Below are 21,045 nucleotides of genomic sequence, written 5' to 3'. Positions count from 1 at the left end.
AGCAAAAACTATTGAAATTACGCCTAACGGCGACCTATATACGATTTCACACCCATCTTGATCATTTCTGGCTAAAAAAAAGTACATTAAGTTTGCATCCAACTCCCTTGACTATGAATATACGGCCAACATTTATCCTATTATTCCTGTTGCTGTCTACCACCGTCTATGCGCAAATGCCGCTGTCTACCAGCGACAGAACCGGGCATACGAAAGCACTCTACCGCATCACTGATGCAGAAGCACTGAAGATATTCCGCGCAGCCCTGCTAGACGTGAATTTTGAAGAGGATAACTATGATGATGAGAATGATCCGCCGATGGCGCGGGAATTTGATTGCGATGAAACCCTCCTCCATACCTTTATCACCTCTTGGAACGATAAAAAGCGTAGGCCAGTTGATATTCCTACCGGCAATTACATTACTGTTTACGGGGATGGCACCAAGCTGATCTATGACTATACGCCAGTGAATAATGTGCGCATGCATCTACTGGAAAACCAGCATGATCTGCTCCTTACTTTTTCCGACATGCAACAGCGGCCGGTAAGTGATGCCCGTGTCTCCTTTAACAACAAAAAAATACCCTATAACACCGCTGCCCATCAATACATCCTGAAAGGTACCCATAAAGGAGGTGTCATCAAGGTACAATACAATGGCGTAACGAATTACTTTTACGCTAAACGCAAAAAAGACAGGTATCGCAGCTATAGCGCTACTTCTTACTTTGGCAGAAAATACAAACAACTGAAGCGATTTTTCCGTTTTAAACATCATTCGGGTAGGCAGGATAGATTCAGTGGCTACATGGTTTTCAATAAGCCGATGTTCAAGCCCGGAGATACTATTCGGATGAAGGCTTTCCTGCTGGACCATAACAACCAACCAGTAAACGAAACATTAGACCTTCACCTACAAGGGCGTGATGAGGATACCATACTGACCCGCATATCCCCCTATCGCCCGGGAGCTTATGAATTCGCCTTCCGACAGAACGATAGTTTACATATGAAGCTGGATTATACTTACTCCATGCTACTGGCCCCAACAGACAAAAAGCGCTATAATACTGGATTTGGAAGGTCATTCAAATATGAAGCTTATGAGCTCAGCCAACTGACTTTTAAAATCCGCAGTGATGAAGAAAATTATCACACCGGTACTCCCGTAAAAATATTTATGAAAGGAACGGATGAAAATGAACTCCCTATCCTGGATGGACGTGTATCCGTTGAGGTTACAACGAATTACACCTCTAACTATAACTTGGGAGCCACATTCATTCCGGAGAAATTATATGCTACCGAAATTCCGCTAGAACCTGTGGGCGAAACCATTCTTACCTTACCAGACAGCATTTTCCCGAAAGCGGATATTTCCTTCACGGTCAGGTGTTTTCTCAAATCGTCCAGTAATGATACGAAGTCCGCATCGCTGTCGTTGCAGCATACCAAAGACGATAGTTTTATCCGCATGGAAAAAATAGCAGATTCGCTCCAAATCACCTATGAGAAGAACGGAAAATCCGTTCCCATGCCGGCAGAAATTATAATGAATGATACCGAAGACGATAGCATCGGACATATGCAGGTGCAATTACCTACCAAAATACCCATCAATCCATATGTTGCCAGTTATGATGCGGAGACGGCGGATGCTACGGAAAACTTTGAATTGAATGAAAAAGAAAGTGGTATCAGCCTCAATGCCCAATTGATTAAAGACTCTGTATTTGTTAAAATGTTCAATCCATCGCAGATTCCTGTATGGTACCAGGTGTATGCGGGAAATAAAAAGGTACATGGCGGATATGGAACCAGTCTCCAGTGGTCTGACAAAGCATGGAGCAACCGGCATTATATTGTACAGGCACAATATGTCTACGGCGGCAAATCATTCAAAGAATCCGCCACTGCTTATTATACCCCCAACAACCTGTCGGTAACTATCAATGCGCCGGATGTTGTACAGCCTGGAGGCAAAGCAGCCCTCACGGTGCAAGTGAGAGATTATCAGGACAGACCCATAAAAGATGCAGACGTGACAGCTTATGCCTTTACCTCCAAGTTTAAAAGTATGGACCCCGTCATTCCTTATTTGGGTAAAAGCACCGCCAAATTCAGGAAAGCCAAGCTTGGATACATTACCCCTGAAGAAATATCTTACAATGATAAGGGACCTTTAAACTGGAGTAAATGGAAAGACGTATTGGGGCTAGACACGATGCCCTTCTTCCACTTCTTCCACCCGGAAAAAGTGCTGTATAACTTTGAACCATCGTTAAACAATGTTACGCAACTGGCCCCCTTTGCCGTGAAAAACGGCGTGCCACAGATCCCGCACCTCATATGGATAGACGACGACCTGGTATATGTTCATGGGACTACTACCATTGGCGATTATAGCTTCCAAGTAATACCTCGCCGGCACACAGTACGCATACGCACCGCGCATGAGGAAGTGCTTGTAGATTCTGTTTTTGTGCCTTATGGTAAAAAGACTTTTATCAGCATAAATTTGGATCAGCCATCTGAAGGCGTGCATATCACCCCTAAAAAAGATACCTTCTCCCTCAGTGAAAAGTACCTGATCGATAATAAACTGATATTACTGCAGCCTACAGGGAAAAGCACCCCTCAATATCTTTTTAACAACAATAAAGCTTTGCAGATAGAGCCAGACTATATGACACCCGCCATCATTGGTCCGGTTGCCAATAGTTTATCTTTGTATTATGCTGCTGGCACAGTGAATCAATGGTTCCAGCCAGAAGCTAATAACCTGTTTATCATTTCGAACGGACTCATTAAGCAAAGAGAAGCACATATTAGTGGTACTTATTTGCGGGGAAAATTGAAATCAGAACTGGAGTTCCCTTCCCTGAAAGATATGGTACGGCGGCCAGCGGATATTGACAGCCTGTATAAAGTAAACCTAGAATATACTGCCATAAGGCGCCAGGAAATTGGTACATCCAATCTGAAGCTGTTACTAAACCGTTCGTTCCGCGATAGTATCCGTCAGGTATTCATTTACAAGACAAACGATTCTACCTGGCTCACACTCACGGATGGCAATGTGGAATCGATCTCCGGCACCTCAGAAGGACAGTATAAGATATTGATCCTAATGCATAACAGTGGCTATGTAAAACTGGAAAACCTGGAAGTGAAAAAAGGTTGCCAAAGCATATATAACTTTGTCTCTCCTATCATTAATCCAGAAACAGACAGCATCAGGAAAATGCGCAGCCTACTAGATTTATCTCTTATTGAAGAATCTAAAGGGGCTCCCTTCCTGCAAATCCCTGTGCTGAAATCAATACCGGCTCATAACAACTATTCCTCCCCTGCCGATATCAGGCTATCCGATAGTAAACTGACCAAAATCATTCAGGGCAAAGTAACGGATGATAAAGGCGTAGGGATTCCTGGTGTTACTATCCATATACTGGGATATCAAAATGGTGCACAGACAGATGCCAACGGTATGTATAAAATGGCAGTAACCCCAACGGGCACACTGGTCTTTAGTTTTGTGGGTTATGAAACGCGACAGGTATCCATTACTGCTTCCAATATTTACAATGTTACCATGAGCGAAGTATCTAAAGCACTGCAGGAAGTAGTAGTGACAGGCTACGGCATTCAAAAAAAGGCAAACCTGAGTTATAGCGTTTCAACGGTAAAAATAGAAACCTATAGTTTAATGTCAGGTAAGGCCGCTGGCATTGCTATCCGAGGAACAAGCTCGCTCGGCATGTCGGGCACGCCGCTCATCGTCATTGATGGTGTTCCCTACACGGGCAAACTGGAAGACCTTGATCCGGATGCAGTGGCAAACATCGTAGTATTGAAAACTGTGCAGGCCACTGCGTTATATGGCAGTCGTGCAGCAGATGGTGCTGTTGTCATTACATCCAACGGTAAGAAAGTAATCGGTAAAAAGAAGAATACCATTGATGGTTCCGAGTCAGAAAGGAAAATTGCCCTGCGTCATAACTTCCGAGATGATGCTTTCTGGCAACCACGGTTACGCACCAACGAAAATGGCGAGGCCCACTTTGACGTGACCTACCCAGATGATCTCACTAGTTGGAAAACATATGCCCTGGCGATGACAGATAATAAAATGTCTGGCAGCGCCACCACTGTTACCAAAGCTTTCCGCACTTTGAGCGCCAGCCTTGCACTTCCACAGTTTGTGATTGCGGGTGATACGCTGGGCGTATTGACAAAAGTGATGAATTATAAGGGAGACAGCATTGCGCTGGACCGCAGTCTGCTCATCAATAAACAGGTGATAAAAGAAGGCGATATCCAACTGCGTAATTCCCGCATTGAAGTAACACCCGTTGCTGTTCCTGCAGCAGATAGCTTACGCGCTACTTTCCAGGTTACTAACCGCGTTACCATGGACGACGGCGAATATAAAGCCATTCCTGTAATGCCTGCCGGCACTACAGAAACAACGGGTAAATTCTTCCTGCTGCGTGGCGACACCAATTTTGTCATTCCTCCATCCGGCGATACTAGCGCCCTCCACGTATTTGCCAGCACTTCCGCTATGCCGGTATTACTGGAAGAAGTACAGCACCTGCGGAAATATGAATATCTCTGTAATGAACAAACGGCATCTAAACTGATGGCGTTCCTGTTGCAGAAAAAATGGGCAGAACGATTTGACTCCGCCTTCAACTACGACAATGATATCCGGAAATTGATAGAATTACTGGATAATAGAAGAAACAACGATGGTTTATGGGGTTGGTGGTCAGGAGGCCAGAGTTCAGAGTGGATCAGCGCACATGTGCTGAAAGCCCTGAAAATGGCAGACGATGCTAAGTTCAAAAGTAGTTCTTATAATAAAGATTTACTGCGACTGCTAGTACCTCGCACAGACAAGTACAATAATGATTTTGATGCCAAATTGTTTGTGTTAGAGATGTATAAAGACATCGATCCAGCGTTCAACTTGGTGCCTTACTTAGATACAATTTCACTTACTAAGTTGAAACCCTACCAGTCGCTGCAATTGATGGAACTCAAGCAGCGCGCGGGTATGAAAGTAAACACCAGTTTCCTGACCACACATGTGCAACATACGATGTTGGGAAATACGTTTTGGGGAGACGAGGGTCTGTTTTTCCTCGGTGATCGCATGCAGACGACGTTGCGGGCCTATCGCATTCTGAAAGCTGAAGGCGGCCACGAAGAGTTGCTCCGCAGTACGCGCGCCTGGATACTCGAACAGCGTGGCATTCGCTGCTGGCGCAACACCTACGAATCAGCCACCATCCTGGAATCCATCTGGGACGACGTAGCCCGCGAAAACGAAACAACTCCACCAAAACTGCGTATCAATAACACCGATATCACCAATTTCCCTTATAAAGCGGAATTCCCTGGTAATACGGCGTTGGCGGTAAACAGGTCTGGTGGTAGAACCATCTACTTTAACGCCTGGCAGCAACATCATAACCCGCAACCAACAGTGAAAGATGGCGCATTCCTATTGCGTTCCTGGTTCCAACAAAAAGGCGATACTGTTAAAACCCTTCATGGCGGCGAACCAGTTACCCTGAAAGTAAATGTGGAGGTGACAGCAGATGCAGAATATGTCATGATAGAAGTGCCTATTCCTGCTGGATGTTCCTATAACGGAAAACCGCAATCCTACTGGGGTTCTGAAGTACATAGAGAATATAACTATCACAAAGTGAGTATTTTCTGTCAGCAACTGCGTAAAGGACAACATGTGTTCAGTATAGAACTGATGCCGAGATACAGTGGGACTTTCCAGTTGAATCCGGCGAGGGCGGAATTGATGTATTTCCCTGTCTTTTATGGCCATGAAGGGATGAAATCTATACAAATCAGATAAGATTTAATTCAAAAGCTCAGCGCAGCGTCACCGCCCTTTGGGCGGAACAGACCAAATCGACATCTTCGATGTCGATTTAAATATCAAAAGACCGAACCTGACGTCTGCGACGTCAGGTTTGGTCTTTTTTTCATCGTCCCTGCCCGTTGGGCAGGGGCAACAGAAAGGAGGATTTTAAACTCTTTTTTTGTATATTAATAGTAACTAACAACCAGATCTATTCATGAGAACAGTACAGTCTTGGCTGGATGAATATGGTACCAGCCACCGTAACCCAGTCAACAAAACCATTCACTGGATTTGTGTACCTGCTATATTTTTCAGTATTGTCGGTTTGCTTTATAGCATACCGCTGCCTTATGACGTAGGGGGATTACAATTGACGGTGGCGCATATTGCTTTGGCACTGGTATTGGTGTATTATGTGCGATTATCGCCGAGTCTGAGTGCGGGTATGCTCATCTTTTGCATACTATGCCTGTGGGTCTGGCGGATATTGGAGAACTTCGGGGTAACCCCTTGGATATTATCCCTGGTTATTTTCGTGTTGGCCTGGATAGGGCAGTTTATAGGTCATAAAATTGAGGGGGCCAAGCCTTCTTTCTTCAAGGATTTACAGTTCCTGCTGATAGGCCCCGCCTGGTTACTAAGTTTCCTCTACAAAAAAGCAGGTATTCCCATCTGAAAATAATAAAGCCCCGATGAATATCGGGGCTTATTTACCTAAACCTACAACTGTTACACTGTTATTGCAACAATATTTTTATAGTGAACTGTCCACTTAGTGCATCGCACTAGCATCCAGTTTTCCTTGCTGTTTCTTAGCTTTTACCATTAATACGAATGGAATACAGATCAGGAACATCAGCCCCAAGTACAGGAACACATCCATGTAAGACTGAACGGAAGCCTGTTTGGTAACACTGAAATCCATCATTTGATAAGCCATTCCTTTCGCCACTTTTGGATCGTACCCTTTAGACATGAAGTTGGCCGTCATGTTGTTGATACGGTTGATCACATCCGGGTTATTCGTATTCAGGTAAGGTATTAAGTCGTTGCGGTGCATTTGGGTACGGCGTGTCATGAAAGTAGTGATCAACGCCACACCAAAGGAACCTCCCAACTGACGCATCATACCGGTAAAGGCGGCGCCCTGGCCAATCTGCTGTCCTTTCAGAGAAGAAAGTGCCAGTGTGGTGATAGGAATGAAGAGCAGCCCCATACCTACCCCGCGCACAATCAGCATCCAGAAGAAGGACTCTGAACCGGTATCGGATGGTGTAATAATTTTATATCCCCAGAAGCTATACACGAAGAAGAGGAACATACCTGCCGCTACGAGATACTGTTGCGGTATTCCTTTTTCCAGCATCTTACCGATAATCGGCATCATGAATGCCGTCGTTAATGCTGCAGGTACCATGAGCAAACCGGACTGTGTAGCGGTCCATCCCAGCAAACCTTGTGTATACAGCGGAATGATGAAGGTAGACCCATACAAACCGAAGCCCAGGATAAACGAGAGAATAGTACCTACTCTTAGATTTCCGTTCTTCAATACCCTCAATTCTACAATGGGGTTCTTATAGGTCAGCTCGCGCCAGATGAATAAGAACAGTGCCATGGCACTAGTGGTAGCGAGGGCTGTGATAATCGGATCATTGAACCAATCGTCTTCCTGACCACGTTCCAATACATATTGTAGGGAACCTACACAGAGCGCTAGTAGTATGATGCCGAGGAAATCGACTTCACTCATGGACTTTTTCTCCCCATATTTCGGACTGCGTACAAACTGGAGTGTCAGCAGGGTAGCGATAACGCCAATGGGTATATTAATATAGAAGATATAAGGCCAGGAATAGTTGTCCGTGATAAAACCACCCAATGGAGGACCGAGCGTAGGGCCGATGATGACCCCTAAACCATAGATTGCCTGTGCAATACCGCGTTTTTCCGGCGGATAGCTTTCAGTAATAATGGTTTGGGAAGTTACCAGGAGTGCACCACCACCAAGACCTTGGATGAAACGGAACAAAACAAGTTCCCACATGGCCGTTGCGTTACCGCAAAGGAAGGAAGACACTGTAAATATGATGATGGAGGCCGCGAAATAGTTACGGCGACCAAATTGCTGAGACAACCAGCTAGTCATTGGAACGATGATTACGTTACCGATAGCGTAAGCCGTAATCACCCATCCGATTTCACTCATGGTTGCCCCCATATTACCACGCATATCATTCAATGCCACATTCACGATCGTGGTATCCACGATTTCCAGCAGCGCACAGAATATAGCGGTGATCGTGATGATCACCCTGCGCGAGCCGTATTCAATCAATGATTCTTGTTGCAGCATGTAGTACTTTATTATATGGAGGGTAATGAAAGCAGCATGACCAGGAACTAATAACTAATGCCGGAGCATGGCCGATTAATGAATCTTTCTAATTTGCTAATGGTTTCCGCCTTTTATTTGGTTCATGGTTCCCATTAATTATTAATTCCGGGTCATTGCACTTTCATCAGAAATATTAGTTCAGATGTACATCCACCAGTACGTTCATACCTGGGCGGAGTCTTTGTACAGCTTCGTCGTTCGGGTTTGCGAATTCAATTTTCACCGGCAGACGTTGTACTACTTTTACGAAGTTACCAGAAGCATTGTCTGGAGGCAGCAGGGCGAATTTAGCGCCGGTAGCTGGTGCGAAAGAAGTGATGGTAGCATCCAGTTCTTTACCAGGGAATGCGTCTACTGTCACGCTTACTTTCTGGCCCAGTTTCATTTTACCCAACTGTGTTTCTTTGAAGTTAGCCACTACCCAAGGTGTATTATTTAATACCACGCTGAAGAGAGATTGACCAGCATTTACATACTGACCTGGCTGTACGTAGATTTTTGACAGTACGCCATCTTCAGGAGCGAGGATCACTGCATAGCTTTGGATCAGTTGTGCATCCGCTACATCTGTTTCACGCTGTTTGATAGCAGCATCCGCGAGGCTGATTTGTTTGGAAGTAGCAGTGCTCTGAGAAGAAACAACGTTCGTCTGGCGAGCAGCGGCTGTTTTCTGGCGTTGCAGTACATCCAACTGACGTTCAGCAGATTGTTTAGCAGCCAGGGCTTGTTCGTATTGTTGTTGGGTGATAGAGTGATCTTTGATCAGGTTAGCATAACGCTCGTAGTCCTGATTGGCTCTCCAAACGTTTACTTTCGCCGCTTCAATTTGAGCGTCAATAGTACCGATTTGTGCTTCTGCGGTAGAGATACCGGCTGCAGCAGCTTGTGTACTTGCTTGTGCCGCATTTTTGTTGGCTTCAGCAGTGAGCAATGCAGCTTGTGCACCTTGTACTTTCAGGGCCAGATCACGATCGTCCAGGATCACCAGGGTATCGCCTTTTTTCACATGCTGGTTATCTTTCACACGTACCTCTTTCACATAACCGGAAACTCGTGGGATAACTGGGCTCACGTTTGCATCAATCTGAGCATTGTCTGTCTCTTCATGGTGCTGACCGTGAATATATTTGGTGATACCGAATGCGCCACCACCGATTACCAGCGCTGCCAGGACAATTACGAAGCCTTTGCTGCGCTTTTTTGGCGCGGATGTTTCCTGCATGGTTGTATTATTAGTATTATTCGAAGCTTTAGTTTGCGTTTCCACAGCTTATTAGTTTGTGTGATGATTATTTAGTTACAGTTTGGTCCAGGATACCCGCTGCCTGGAGCAGTTTGTTGTAGGCCACCAGTGCATCCGCTTTTGCAAAGGCGTAGTTGAGGTGAGCCTGGAGATTGGCAACATCAGCATCTAACAGATCTGTAGTTGTTGCCAGCGCATTAGCATGCTTGTTCTTTGTAATACGATAATTCTCTTCTGACTGTTCTATGGCCTTTATGTAAGTGTCCATTTTCTTATGACTCAGCAGATAGTTTTCGTATGATTGGAATACATCCATATGAATAGCATCATTCACCCTAGATTCGTTGGCGCGAATCTGTGCCAGTTGGGCATTTGCTTCGGCCACTTTGGTTTTATTTTTCCAGAGGGAATGAACGTTATATTTCAGTCCAACACCTGCAGTTACTGCATTGGTAATGGTAATGAAATTCGGGATGTAAGCAGCTATGTAACCTCCGGTGAGTGCCAGTTGCGGATACATCTCCCCTTTTACCATTTTCACATTCGCATTAGCAGCACCTTCATGCGCTTGGAGCGACTGTGCATCCTTTCTGTTCTGATAAGCCAGTTGTTCGAACTCAGCATAACCACGTGCATCTGTAGATTTTACATCCTTGAAGATCACGGAATCCAGTTCCAGTTGCGTATTATCTGGTAAGCCCAGCATAATATTCATGTTCAGATTCGCTACTTTCAGGCTGTTTTGTGCATCCATCAGTAGGAGTTCATAATTGGATTGCTGGAGTTCTGCTTTTAAGAGGTCATTTCTAGCGAGCAGCCCATTTTTTTCCAGGTTAGTAAAGTCTTTAACACGCTGTTCTGATTGTTTCAGATTTTCCTGCATGAGGTACACGCTCTGTTGTGCCTTGTACAGGTTGGAATAAGCAGCGATCGTGTTTTGCATCACATCTTCCTTATCCTTTTCTGCGTCCAATTTGGAGGCTGTTGCCAGGTATTTGGCCGCTTGTTTACCGTTTTGGATCATCATGCCGGCAAATACTGGGATAGAGAGATTCGCCATACCATAAGCCGCGCTGTTTACTTTAGGCGCTGCTGCTCCTCCTCCGGAGCCAGAACCACCGCCACCAAATTTGAGGTCAATGTTGGGCTGGGTTAAGCGCATGTAAGCGCCGCTAACGCTGAGGTCTGGTAATTGGCGCTCATTTGCTTCCTTCATCTTTGCACTCGCCTCATCGATCTTCGCCTGGCTAACTTTTAATTGCTTGCTGTTTTGAATACTCAGCGATATGGCTTCACTTAAAGACAGCTGCTTCGTTGTGTTACTCTGCTGTGCTGATGCTGCCTGGAATACGAGCGACAGCAGGATTCCCGTTGAAAGCGCATATAATCGTGCGTATATGCTTTTAGAATTCATGTGTAAGGATTGCTTTAAACAATTTTTTTAAATGAGCACTCACCCTGATTTTAAGATATGCTATAAACTCATCCTCAGGAAGACTTGCGAATTCTGGATCTGATCTGATATAAGATTTAGCCGGAACCACCTGATGAATCGTACCGAAGAGCGTTGACATCAACAGCACAATATCTACATCCTTGTAAAAGACGCCTTGTTCCTGTGCCTGGGTTACAATAGGCACCATTAACCCCATCATTTCCGTTTTCAGGCCCCATATCAGGTCTTTCACCGGACTAGGTTCGCTGTTCATTTGTTCCCTATTCATGATGCACTGAAAATGTTGTTCACTGAGCATCTTGTTCACAAACCTATCTATCAGGGAATAAATTTTTTCCAACGGCCCCATGGTGTCATTCTCCACCAGTTCCTTTATAAAGTCGCGGGACGCAGTCATTCTATATCTGAATACGGCCTCTAATAATTTCTCCTTAGAACCAAAATAATAGGAGATCATGGCGATGTTAACATCTGCCTCCTGGGCAATGTCCCTTACCGATGTGCCATGAAAGCCCTTATCGGCAAACAGCCGCTCAGCAACTAATATGATCCCGAGCTGTTTTTCACTGTATCCTTCCATGTCCTTTGATTGATTTGACGAAGCAAAGTTAAACAAACGTTTGATTTAAACAATCAATTAATTAATCGTTTGTTTAAATTTTTATTTTACTACTGTATAAAATATTGTAAATCATCATAAATCAATAAAAGGTATATTTTGAATTCATTATTTATTAACAGAAGACGAGAATCCGGGAGAAATATTTTAACTTAATAGATATAAAATTTCATCATCTATGGAATCAACCCGCCGTTATGGAAAATTTACTTCCGGCACCATAGCCCTCACGGCTCTGCTAGTAGGGTCCCTGGATCTGTTGACCTCCTGCATCCTCTTCGTTAAGCGCAGTGGACGCCCCGTAACAGATCTATTGAATTATATTGCCAGCGCCGTCTTCGGGCCGGCAGCCTTCGTCGGACAGCCCATGATGCCCTGGTGGGGCGTCATCTTCCATTATGCCATCGCATTTATCTTCACTACCCTGTTCTTCTTGCTCTATCCACTCATCCGGAAAGGTATCCGCAATACCTTCCTGATCGCCATCTTATATGGCATCTTTATATGGATAGTCATGAACCTCTTGGTATTGCCGATCTCTCATGTAAAAATGGTGCCTTATACAGCCTTCGGGGTAAGCGTAGGGGCAATCATCCTGATTATTATGATAGGACTGCCCCTCGCAGTAGTGGCAGACAGAGTAAGTGCCTCGGCTAATCAATAATTGGGTTTTATCAAAAATGGGAATGGACGTCTGCGACGTCCATTCCCATTTTTGATTTTTCGTCGTCCCTGCCCAGCGGGCAGGGACGACAGGCGGTCTCCCGTTTATATCGTTAGACCATACTTCCCCAGCTCTGCTACGGTATCTGTATAATTAGCATGACAAATACTGTTCAGTCCTAGTCCTCGAGCTACATCCACAAACATACTGCGGTCTTCTATATAAATTACTTCTTGTGGCTTCACCTGCGCGATATCCAAAGCAATGCGGTAGATATCCGCATCCGGCTTCCGAAAATGCACAAAACAACTGGACACAAAAAAATCAGCAATATTGCCGATCCCAAACTGATGTATCCGATGGGTATTCAACTCCCGACCTTCATTATTTACAATGGCCACTTTCAAACGATACTTGCTTTTCAGAATCCTGATTAGCTCCAGCATCTCCGGATAAGGCGCTGATTGTGCAAACATAAATTCCCGGAACGCTTCTTTTGTAAATTTCCTGTCGGTATAAAACACCACTCTTTGCAGGTATTCATCCAGCGTTAACTTTCCCTCTTCATAAGTATCAAAAGTCAAGTGATGCCGTTCTTCCGTTTCAGCCGGATCTAACTGAAACTTTTCCATGGCTCGTTTACGGGCTTGCCTATCCCACCCATTGGTGAGCAATACGCCGCCAATATCCAAGAATAATGTCGTGATTTTATGTGGAGATGCCATACACTTTACCTGCTTGTTTTAAACACCTTCCTGGCAACAGCTTTCACCAGGAAGGCGGTAATGATTATTTGTTTTTCTTCGCTTTTCTTTCCTTATTTTCCTGGATAACACCATTAAAACTAATCGGCTGCGTATTATAACTGGTTACCTGCAAAGAACCATAACCCTCTGGCCCTATTGATAAATTAATGGAGTTGATATCGCTGTTATCTTTCGGCTTTATCGTAATATCCCAGCCACCTTTCTTCCGAACTGTTTTCTCATAAGTGAAGTCCTTCGTTTTGAAATTCATGGCATTTTTTGTAGGATCTATCGGCGCCGTATAGGCGCGACCGTAGTAAGGAAGATAACTAACAATAGAATCTTTTGTTACCTCAAAGGAGAAATCTGGTGTAAGCTGTACCACTCTCCCTCCCATAGGAATAGCTGTTTGTGGAACATATACAAATTGCTGACTATTCACCCAGCCTGCTACCTGGGCCTGCCTGACGGCCTGCTTTTCAGCCCTGGTTTCTTTCTTCTGTGCGGACAATTGCATTGTTGCTGCGGTCAGCAGTACGCCAGACAACATTACATGCAGAATCAGACGTTTCATGTTTGGAAATTTTATGGGGAACATCTCTGTGATGTCTCTACTAAATTTCGCAAAAATCCTGCTAAAAAAATGATTTCTGCTTAAATAGTAGCCGACTTAAAACAAATTAATTAAATTGCGCATATATTTCATCCGCAATCCCGTCCAAAGATTCACCTTAACACGGTCTATGCAGCAATTACCTCCTCTGGAGTTAAAACGTAAAATAAGAAACAGCCAAGATCCAGATGAGATCATTACCTATATCAGCTATAACATTCCTTCCTATACGCCTACTGAAAATTCCATGCTGTTGTGCGAACTGCTGGAATATCAGGATATATTCATCGAAGCCGCTGAACTACTGATAGAAACAGGCGGCGCCAATATCCATTACAAAAAGGAAGACATGATTCCTATTGTATTCTGTGCAGTAGGTGCCAACAAACCATTGGCAGTGGAATATGCCCTTGCAAAAGGAGCTAGTTTGCGCATTGATAATCCAGACTATCTTTTTGCAGTGGCCTACCTCTTCCGCCAATACCGACTCAATGAGATTGCAGAAGTGCTCATGCTACTCATCCAACATAATATCCATTTTAATTTTGTGTTAGAAAGTAGGGAGACACCATTACTACTGGCGGTCAGGTATAATCCTCACCCAGAAGTGGTGCATTTCCTGCTGTCTGAAAACGTAGATAAATATGTTTATGATGAAGATGGCTTTACGGCTATTCATTACGCTCCTTTCGCGAAAGCGCCACATCTTTATAAACTACTGGTAACAACGGTGGAAGATGTTTTGATCACCACCCAATACGCCACCACCATGGAGCCCGTGCCCAACTGCGTGATCAAAGTGGAGGCGGATACCACTTTTGAAGAATTCATTTACATCTCGCTCAATGCCTTTCTTCACAATAGACATTTGATGTTGGAAGAGATATTCGAAAAATATTACTATCGCCTACATATGGTGGCAGAACATATTGCGCAAATCTGGGAAAGGACGGGAACGGGCTTGTAATTGATAATTGGGAATATGCGGAGGAATTAGTATTTTGAGAGAACAACCAAATATCCTAACCTTAAAAGAGAACCACACATGTTGACCACACTGACTACACTGTGCCTACTGTTTTTCGTTGCACATGTATTATTATTATTCACTGCATTTGGCAAAAATGGTATGAAGAAAACCCAGTATCTCTGGTCTCACATTACCTTGTGGATCGCTGGAGGTTTGGCCTGTCTGATTACCATACTGTTTGCCGGCAAACAGGTATCTCCTGTGGTGGATGTATTTAATACGCCAGCGAAATCGTTATTGTTGGTAGTATTAGCGTTTGTTTTGTCCCTCATTGCGCACACGGTTGTACGCAAGCTGGTGCTGCCGAGGTATGCAAAGTAATTGATTCCAACATGGCGCTCATCAACAGATGGGCGCTTTTGTTTTACTCCTCATCAAAGTTGAACAATGACAACTGCGGCGAGGGTCCCTCTTTGCCCAGTGGCACAGTCGTCTCCCCAAAATTAGACAGTGTAATCCCCAACAACCTAATAGGCTGCACTCCTGGCGCCGTTCCAGCCAACAACTGTTTGGCGGCATCTAATATCGTCTGGTAATCATTGATAGGATAAGGAAAGGACAGGTTTCTCGTGATCTGACGGAAATCACTGTATTTTATTTTCAAGGTGACTGTCCGCCCCTTTAGCTGGTGTCTCTCTAAACGCTTCGCCACTGTTGCTGCAATCTTCGCTAGCTCTTCATGCATTTCAGCAACATCTGTCAAATCGTGCGGAAAGGTATCTTCTGCACCGGCAGATTTGGTTTCCCGATGCGGCTGTACTGCTCTGTCGTCTATCCCGCGGACAATCCGATAATAGAAGGATCCCACTTTCCCGAAATACTGCATCAACTGCGACTCTGTAAGTTTCTTCAAATCGGCGCCGGTAAACAATCCCATCTTTTTCATCTTCTCCGCCGTTACCCGGCCCACGCCATGGAATTTCTCTACTGGTAATTTTTCCATAAATCCCTCTATGGCGGAAGGTCCGATAAATGTCAATCCATCTGGCTTCTGCAAATCGGAAGCTACCTTGGCCACAAACTTACTGGTGGATACTCCCGCAGATGCAGTCAAATGCAACTCATCTCTGATAGCCTGCTTGATCTGCTGCGCTATTTCAATCGCAGAGCCGATTCCCAGCTTGTCTTCCGTAACATCTAAGTAAGCTTCGTCCAACGACAAAGGCTCTATCAGGTCCGTATAACGAGCAAATATCTCCCGGATTTTCCTGCTCACATCCTTGTACACATCAAACCGCGGACGTACAAAAATCAAATGCGGACATAGTTGCTGGGCACGTTTACTAGGCATCGCGGAGCGTACTCCAAATTTCCTCGCTTCATAACTGGCAGTAGCTACTACTCCCCCTCTCCCTTCTGGACTTCCTCCCACAGCAATCGCTTTACCTCTGTACAACGGATTGTCCCGCTGCTCTACAGAAGCATAAAAAGCATCCATGTCTATATGGATGATCTTTCTGCGAACGATTGGATTACTATTCTCCATGAATACAAGCTAAGAACAAAGATACACAGAAATGAAAAAAGGCCGCCTCTTACGAGACAGCCCCTTTCGCTTTTTGCTTGCCACAAAATTATTTAATCGGCTTTATAGTAAAGCTGTAATCCAATTTCGCAAATGGTATGCGGTATTGCTCCAGTGGCTGGGAACCCCAGCTATCAATACCTTGTACACCCGACTGCAACAGGTCTACATGCATAAAGATGTTACCTTTTGCTACCAGCTCACCGCTGTGAAATTGCTTCTTATCTGCCGCTGGATCCAGATCATCCAAACTGTAAGGCAGTGCGGAGAAACAGAATACTTTATCTGCCTCTATGCGGATACCCTTACCTTTTTTATTGGTCATGGTTACCCAGCGAACATCTGATTTGTTGCCAGATTCCTGCGGACGTGCATACGGGAAATATTGTCCGGATACTTCGCCATGGTACAAGCCTACGAGGGAAGCGGTTTTTCTATCCCAATAGTTTTCCCATGGTCCACGGCCATACCAGTCAATTTGATCAAATTGTTTGGCGAGCTGTAAATCGGTACCATAACGCAACAGCATTTTATGATCGCCTTTAATACCCTCAAAGCTGTTGTGTACATTCACGGTACCATCTGGGCGAACATCAAAAGACTGTTCGGATACTGCATCTCCATTCAGTAGCGTAGCTTTGAAAGTAACTACTACTGTATTAGATTCTTCCTTCACAGTGGCAGCAATATTGGCTTTATCATAAGCATCTCTCCAATTGCGGAGGGAATGATTGTAATTTGCTCCGATATCATTATCTGTAGGAGCACGCCAGAAGGCAGGCTGAGGGCCATTTTGGATAACGGCGTCTCCGTTTACGCGGTAAGATACTAGCTTGCCTTTCTGCATATCAAAATTGATATCGAAATTGCCGCCTTTTACTTGCAGGTTATCGCCATTCTTTACTACAGCCAGTTTACCGGAGCCGATGACGCTATTATCATTGCGTACAGGCTGATTCCAGGCAAATTGTTCTGCTGCTATTTCATAACCTGCTGCCAGGAAAGGTTCCTCCTGTTTCAACGTATAGCGCACATTCAGGAAATATTCTTTATTACCAGAAATTTTTGCTTTAGGTGAAATATCGAATGTCACGGAATCTTGTGGCGCAATCTTCAGATCGCGGATAGTACCGCGTTCCACGATTTTGCCGTCTTCTGCTAATTCCCAGTTCAGTTGGTAATTGGACAGGTCGCGGAAGAAATAACCATTGCGTACGATAATTCGTTTATCCTTTACCGTAGTTTTGATATGTTGGTACACTTTCTTCACTTCGATCGCCATCGGCGTTAAATCGCGATGTGCAGTTACCACACCTTTCACGCAGAAGTTGTTATCGCTGAAGTTTTCGTTTACAGGGCCACTCAGCGGGAAATCGCCACCATAGGCCAAGATACGCTTGCCGTTTTTCACGGTATCGATACCCTGATCAATCCACTCCCAGATAAATCCACCTTGGAGGTAAGGATTATTTTCAATGGCAGACCAATACTCTTGGAAGTTACCTAAGCTGTTGCCCATGATATGTGCGTATTCGCTCATGATCATTGGGCGGTCTGGATTGTGCTGTGAATAGCGAATCAGGCCATTAGGACTAGGATATTGCGGTACAATGATATCAGTGTTATAGTCATGCTCTGCGCGTTCATACTGCACAGGGCGGGTATCATGCGCCTTCAGGTAATCATATGCCTCATAGAAGTTACATCCATTACCAGCCTCATTTCCCAAGGACCAAGTAATAACCGCAGGATGGTTTTTATCTCGCTCATACATCCTGTAAACACGTTCCAGGTGCGGCATACGCCATTGCTTATCATTTGCCAGCGTATAGCCGAGATCGTAATAACGACCATGTGATTCAATATTCGCTTCATCTATTACATACAAACCATACTCATCACAAAGCTGCATCCAGTATGGATCTGGAGGATAGTGGGAATGACGCACCGCATTGACGTTCAGTTTTTTCATCATTTCCATATCCTTGCGCATATCTTCATGGGTAAGGGTATGCCCTTGTGTGGCATTGTGTTCGTGCCTGTTGACACCCTTTAGGAATACGCGTTTGCCGTTTACCAGGAAGTTACGGTCTTTCAGCTCAATGGAGCGGAAGCCCACTCGCTGCGGTATTACCTCCATAATTTTCCCTTCTTTATCTTTCAGGGTAATGTAGAGGGTATAGAGATACGGTATCTCGGCAGACCAAATTTTTACTTTCGGAATTTCTTTACTGAAAGAAACATTCGATTTATAATTCCCCAGCACCCGTTGAACACTGGTAGTTTCATCTTTATAAACAGATTTGCCCGCAGCATCCACCAGGTCAATGCTCACCGCAAAGGTATCTGGCTTACTGTGGTTGGTATGCTGATCTATACGATAGTTGCTAACTTCCAGGTCCAGTTTGAACTGGCCGTTGGTGTAGGTGGGATCCAAAGAAGAAGCCACTTTGAAATCCCTGATATCCAATTTAGGAGTGGAATAGAGATATACTTCTCTTTCAATACCTGAAATGCGCCACATATCCTGGCATTCCAGGTAAGAGCCGTCACTCCAGCGGTATACCTGCAGTGCTACCAGGTTCTCGCCTGGTTGCAAATATTTTGTGATATCAAATTCTGCGGAGAGTTTGCTGTCTTCACTATAACCTACTTTCTTACCGTTGATCCAGATAAAGAAAGCGGATTTCACAGCACCCAGGTGAATGAATACCTGGCGACCATTCCAATTTTCAGGCAGTGTAAATTTACGGCGATAAGAACCCACTGGGTTATTATCTTCCGGAATATCAAATGGAGGATTCAGTGCCGCACCTTTTTTCGCATGTCCAGTAAATTCATACGGATGATTGACATAAATAGGCAGGCCATAACCATTTAATTCCCAGTTCGCAGGCACTTTGAAAGTACTCCATCCGCTATCGTTATAGTCTGGCAGATAGAAGTCCATCGGGCGTTTGCGCGGGTCCTCTACCCAGTTGAATTTCCAGGGACCGTTCAGGGAAATAAACCAGGCTGATTTTTCTTTTTCGCCCTGTTGTGCCAGGGGCTGACTTTCAAATGCAAACGCAGATGCCCGCATCGGCATCCTGTTTACGGACACGACTTCCGGCGTTTGTAATTCGGAAGGCAGTTGTTGTGCCTTACCTGCCATGGCGAGCGCCATGCAGGAGGCCAAAATTAGTTTTCCTTTCATTGTTCCAGATAATATTTACAGCGTCTGTAGCTACAGCATCCATTCCTTCAGCACGGGCGCTAAGAAAAGATTTATTTATGAAAGATGTCAAAAAATGTGATGAGCGTAAATTATACGCTTGTAGTACCGGATAGTACTGAAAATAGTAAGCCCGCCAGCATTACGCCAGCGGGACTTACCACCTTGTACATCAATATTCGGGCTTTAGAATGGGGCATTAAGCTTTGGGAAAAAGCGGATCCGGAACCGGGGCCAACCGTCCTTTATCTTTAGAGATCCGCCTTCCCCTGAAAAATAAATACAGGTTAAAAAAGACCATTACACCCAGATAAATGAAGAATCCTCCGATTTTAGCACTGAGTCTTTCCAGCATTTCTTGTGCACTACCTATCGTCGCGATCTGCATGATCCAGAAGGCAAAACCCAGGTTCAGCAAGTAAAAGCCGGTTTCAAATAGTTTGTTGGTAGAGAGGGCGATGTCATCCTTGCCATGGAAAATATCCATCATAAATACTTTACTATTTTTGAAAAGGGTGTAGGCTACTCTCCAGGTGACTATAATCACCACAGGCAGGTAAATCAGGTAAGCAATGTAGTTGAAGGTGGTGTGCATACAGATATAATTTTATGAGTGGAGATGAAAGTTTCTCTTTCCTAGTAGATATATCACCAGCATGTTACAACAGTGAATAATGCCCAGTGTCAGCATAATAAATCCTATCATTTGCGAGACACTATCTATCACTTCTTTCCAAGTGTGCAGCGGCGCCCAGGTACTAATCATCAAGGTCGCATATCCCAAGTTCAGCAGGTAATACCCGATCAGCAATATCCTATTAATGGCATCTGTGGTGGCTACATCTCCATGCATCACATGCAGGATAAATACCCGCCCATTCCGGTAGAACAACCACCCTACCTGTACGGTAATCACCCATGTTATCAGCAGGTAAATGATGTAGGCCAGGAGATTCATGCTGTTGCTGTTTGATGAAACAAAGCTACATTATATTTTTTGAATTTTCAAAATATTCTGAAAGTTTAATATTTACAAACTCAAAAAAAATGGAATTGACTGCGTCAATTCCATTTTATGTCTTTTCGTTGTGCCTGCCCAGCGGGCAGGCACAACAGACAGGAGCGTTTTGCCTTTCCTTACTTCTTCAACAAATTATCTACGGCAAAGGTATTACTGCTGATAAATTGCAGCAGTACAGCGAAGAAAGCAGCATGGACCAGTTGACCTGTAATGAAGTCCCAGCTTTCGATGAGGGTACTTCCCAACACGAGGAAGGCCATCAGGATACCTCCTCCAATCAGGGCGATTCTTGTACCCAATCCTATCAATAACAGGATGCCTATGATAAATTCCGCAATAGGGAGCACATAGCTGAAAGGCAGCACCAGGGCTTGCGGAAGCATGGATTTCTCAAAAGATTGCACCATCCAGCCACTGAACCCATTCAGTTTTGGAAGTCGTACCAGTCCATGACCAATCATACTGGCGGCAATGGCCCATCGTAATAGCAAATAAACAGTGGTGTTCATATGTCAGTTGTTTTGATGACACAAAGATGGGCACCCTGATTTGCTTCGAAATGGTATAATTAGACTATTTTCCTGTACAATTTTGCGATCGTACCACCAATGTTTATTGG

At 44.5% G+C, this 21,045-nt stretch carries 16 protein-coding genes; 5 read left to right on the top strand and 11 right to left on the bottom strand.

Going from position 1 to position 21,045, the window contains the following annotated elements; genetic code table 11:
• Positions 1 to 113: 113 nt before the first annotated feature.
• The gene (locus tag JO154_RS06100) at positions 114 to 5,888 is read left to right on the top strand and encodes an alpha-2-macroglobulin family protein (protein ID WP_291942842.1); all 5,775 of its coding nucleotides are present in this window, start codon (positions 114 to 116) and stop codon (positions 5,886 to 5,888) included.
• A gap of 223 nt (positions 5,889 to 6,111) precedes the next feature.
• Positions 6,112 to 6,573 (top strand): Mpo1-like protein, encoded by a 462-nt coding sequence (locus JO154_RS06095; RefSeq protein WP_291942841.1) that lies wholly within the window; start codon positions 6,112 to 6,114, stop codon positions 6,571 to 6,573.
• A gap of 96 nt (positions 6,574 to 6,669) precedes the next feature.
• Here the strand turns inward: JO154_RS06095 and JO154_RS06090 are convergent, their stop codons facing one another.
• The 4 genes from JO154_RS06090 to JO154_RS06075 form a co-directional block, all read right to left on the bottom strand.
• Positions 6,670 to 8,253 (bottom strand): DHA2 family efflux MFS transporter permease subunit, encoded by a 1,584-nt coding sequence (locus tag JO154_RS06090; RefSeq protein ID WP_291942840.1) that lies wholly within the window; start codon positions 8,251 to 8,253, stop codon positions 6,670 to 6,672.
• Between the two features lie 175 nt (positions 8,254 to 8,428).
• Positions 8,429 to 9,562 carry an HlyD family secretion protein gene (locus JO154_RS06085; protein ID WP_366935564.1) on the bottom strand — a complete coding sequence of 378 codons (1,134 nt, stop codon included), beginning with the start codon at positions 9,560 to 9,562 and terminating at the stop codon, positions 8,429 to 8,431.
• Positions 9,563 to 9,584: 22 nt separating this feature from the next.
• Positions 9,585 to 10,952: a TolC family protein gene (locus JO154_RS06080; RefSeq protein ID WP_291942839.1), complete on the bottom strand. Its 1,368-nt coding sequence runs from the start codon at positions 10,950 to 10,952 to the stop codon at positions 9,585 to 9,587.
• On the bottom strand, positions 10,942 to 11,574 hold the full coding sequence (locus tag JO154_RS06075) for a TetR family transcriptional regulator (RefSeq protein ID WP_291942838.1): 633 nt from the start codon (positions 11,572 to 11,574) through the stop codon (positions 10,942 to 10,944). Before JO154_RS06075 ends, JO154_RS06080 begins: the two co-directional genes overlap by 11 nt.
• Positions 11,575 to 11,791: 217 nt before the next feature.
• Here JO154_RS06075 and JO154_RS06070 point away from each other — a divergent pair, with 217 nt between their 5' ends.
• Positions 11,792 to 12,277 (top strand): hypothetical protein, encoded by a 486-nt coding sequence (locus tag JO154_RS06070; RefSeq protein WP_291942837.1) that lies wholly within the window; start codon positions 11,792 to 11,794, stop codon positions 12,275 to 12,277.
• Positions 12,278 to 12,381: 104 nt separating this feature from the next.
• Here the strand turns inward: JO154_RS06070 and JO154_RS06065 are convergent, their stop codons facing one another.
• Together JO154_RS06065 and JO154_RS06060 are read right to left on the bottom strand one after the other, a co-directional pair.
• Positions 12,382 to 13,002, bottom strand: coding sequence for an HAD family phosphatase (locus tag JO154_RS06065; protein ID WP_291942836.1), 621 nt, complete (start codon positions 13,000 to 13,002; stop codon positions 12,382 to 12,384).
• A gap of 64 nt (positions 13,003 to 13,066) precedes the next feature.
• Complete coding sequence (locus JO154_RS06060; RefSeq protein WP_291942835.1) at positions 13,067 to 13,597, bottom strand: DUF4251 domain-containing protein; 531 nt, start codon at positions 13,595 to 13,597, stop codon at positions 13,067 to 13,069.
• Positions 13,598 to 13,766: 169 nt separating this feature from the next.
• Here JO154_RS06060 and JO154_RS06055 point away from each other — a divergent pair, with 169 nt between their 5' ends.
• Positions 13,767 to 14,603, top strand: coding sequence for an ankyrin repeat domain-containing protein (locus JO154_RS06055; protein ID WP_291942834.1), 837 nt, complete (start codon positions 13,767 to 13,769; stop codon positions 14,601 to 14,603).
• A gap of 78 nt (positions 14,604 to 14,681) precedes the next feature.
• Positions 14,682 to 14,987, top strand: coding sequence for a hypothetical protein (locus JO154_RS06050; protein ID WP_291942833.1), 306 nt, complete (start codon positions 14,682 to 14,684; stop codon positions 14,985 to 14,987).
• A 43-nt stretch (positions 14,988 to 15,030) separates the two neighbouring features.
• On the opposite strand, the gene dinB is transcribed toward JO154_RS06050, so the two are convergent.
• From dinB to JO154_RS06025, 5 genes are all read right to left on the bottom strand, one after another.
• The gene (dinB, locus tag JO154_RS06045; protein WP_291942832.1) at positions 15,031 to 16,152 is read right to left on the bottom strand and encodes a DNA polymerase IV; all 1,122 of its coding nucleotides are present in this window, start codon (positions 16,150 to 16,152) and stop codon (positions 15,031 to 15,033) included.
• A gap of 88 nt (positions 16,153 to 16,240) precedes the next feature.
• Positions 16,241 to 19,387 carry a glycoside hydrolase family 2 TIM barrel-domain containing protein gene (locus JO154_RS06040; RefSeq protein WP_291942831.1) on the bottom strand — a complete coding sequence of 1,049 codons (3,147 nt, stop codon included), beginning with the start codon at positions 19,385 to 19,387 and terminating at the stop codon, positions 16,241 to 16,243.
• 217 nt (positions 19,388 to 19,604) lie between these two features.
• The gene (locus tag JO154_RS06035) at positions 19,605 to 20,000 is read right to left on the bottom strand and encodes a hypothetical protein (RefSeq protein ID WP_291942830.1); all 396 of its coding nucleotides are present in this window, start codon (positions 19,998 to 20,000) and stop codon (positions 19,605 to 19,607) included.
• Positions 20,001 to 20,012: 12 nt separating this feature from the next.
• On the bottom strand, positions 20,013 to 20,363 hold the full coding sequence (locus JO154_RS06030) for a hypothetical protein (RefSeq protein ID WP_291942828.1): 351 nt from the start codon (positions 20,361 to 20,363) through the stop codon (positions 20,013 to 20,015).
• A 179-nt stretch (positions 20,364 to 20,542) separates the two neighbouring features.
• Positions 20,543 to 20,935 carry a DoxX family membrane protein gene (locus JO154_RS06025; protein ID WP_291942826.1) on the bottom strand — a complete coding sequence of 131 codons (393 nt, stop codon included), beginning with the start codon at positions 20,933 to 20,935 and terminating at the stop codon, positions 20,543 to 20,545.
• Positions 20,936 to 21,045: the final 110 nt, after the last annotated feature.

This window comes from Chitinophaga sp. (genome assembly GCF_019236475.1).
Taxonomy (GTDB): Bacteria; Bacteroidota; Bacteroidia; order Chitinophagales; family Chitinophagaceae; genus Chitinophaga.
Note: the sequence above shows the minus strand (reverse complement) of the source record. Positions and strands in the feature narration are given on the sequence as shown.

Excerpts from the sequence above, each read along its gene's own strand:
- JO154_RS06040 (WP_291942831.1), bottom strand. The coding sequence starts at position 19,387 with ATGAAAGGAAAACTAATTTTGGCCTCCTGCATGGCGCTCGCCATGGCA.
- JO154_RS06055 (WP_291942834.1), top strand. The coding sequence starts at position 13,767 with ATGCAGCAATTACCTCCTCTGGAGTTAAAACGTAAAATAAGAAACAGC.
- JO154_RS06030 (WP_291942828.1), bottom strand. The coding sequence starts at position 20,363 with ATGAATCTCCTGGCCTACATCATTTACCTGCTGATAACATGGGTGATT.
- JO154_RS06100 (WP_291942842.1), top strand. The coding sequence starts at position 114 with ATGAATATACGGCCAACATTTATCCTATTATTCCTGTTGCTGTCTACC.
- JO154_RS06075 (WP_291942838.1), bottom strand. The coding sequence starts at position 11,574 with ATGGAAGGATACAGTGAAAAACAGCTCGGGATCATATTAGTTGCTGAG.
- dinB (WP_291942832.1), bottom strand. The coding sequence starts at position 16,152 with ATGGAGAATAGTAATCCAATCGTTCGCAGAAAGATCATCCATATAGAC.
- JO154_RS06080 (WP_291942839.1), bottom strand. The coding sequence starts at position 10,952 with ATGAATTCTAAAAGCATATACGCACGATTATATGCGCTTTCAACGGGA.
- JO154_RS06035 (WP_291942830.1), bottom strand. The coding sequence starts at position 20,000 with ATGCACACCACCTTCAACTACATTGCTTACCTGATTTACCTGCCTGTG.
- JO154_RS06025 (WP_291942826.1), bottom strand. The coding sequence starts at position 20,935 with ATGAACACCACTGTTTATTTGCTATTACGATGGGCCATTGCCGCCAGT.
- JO154_RS06065 (WP_291942836.1), bottom strand. The coding sequence starts at position 13,002 with ATGGCATCTCCACATAAAATCACGACATTATTCTTGGATATTGGCGGC.
- JO154_RS06095 (WP_291942841.1), top strand. The coding sequence starts at position 6,112 with ATGAGAACAGTACAGTCTTGGCTGGATGAATATGGTACCAGCCACCGT.
- JO154_RS06070 (WP_291942837.1), top strand. The coding sequence starts at position 11,792 with ATGGAATCAACCCGCCGTTATGGAAAATTTACTTCCGGCACCATAGCC.
- JO154_RS06090 (WP_291942840.1), bottom strand. The coding sequence starts at position 8,253 with ATGCTGCAACAAGAATCATTGATTGAATACGGCTCGCGCAGGGTGATC.
- JO154_RS06060 (WP_291942835.1), bottom strand. The coding sequence starts at position 13,597 with ATGAAACGTCTGATTCTGCATGTAATGTTGTCTGGCGTACTGCTGACC.
- JO154_RS06050 (WP_291942833.1), top strand. The coding sequence starts at position 14,682 with ATGTTGACCACACTGACTACACTGTGCCTACTGTTTTTCGTTGCACAT.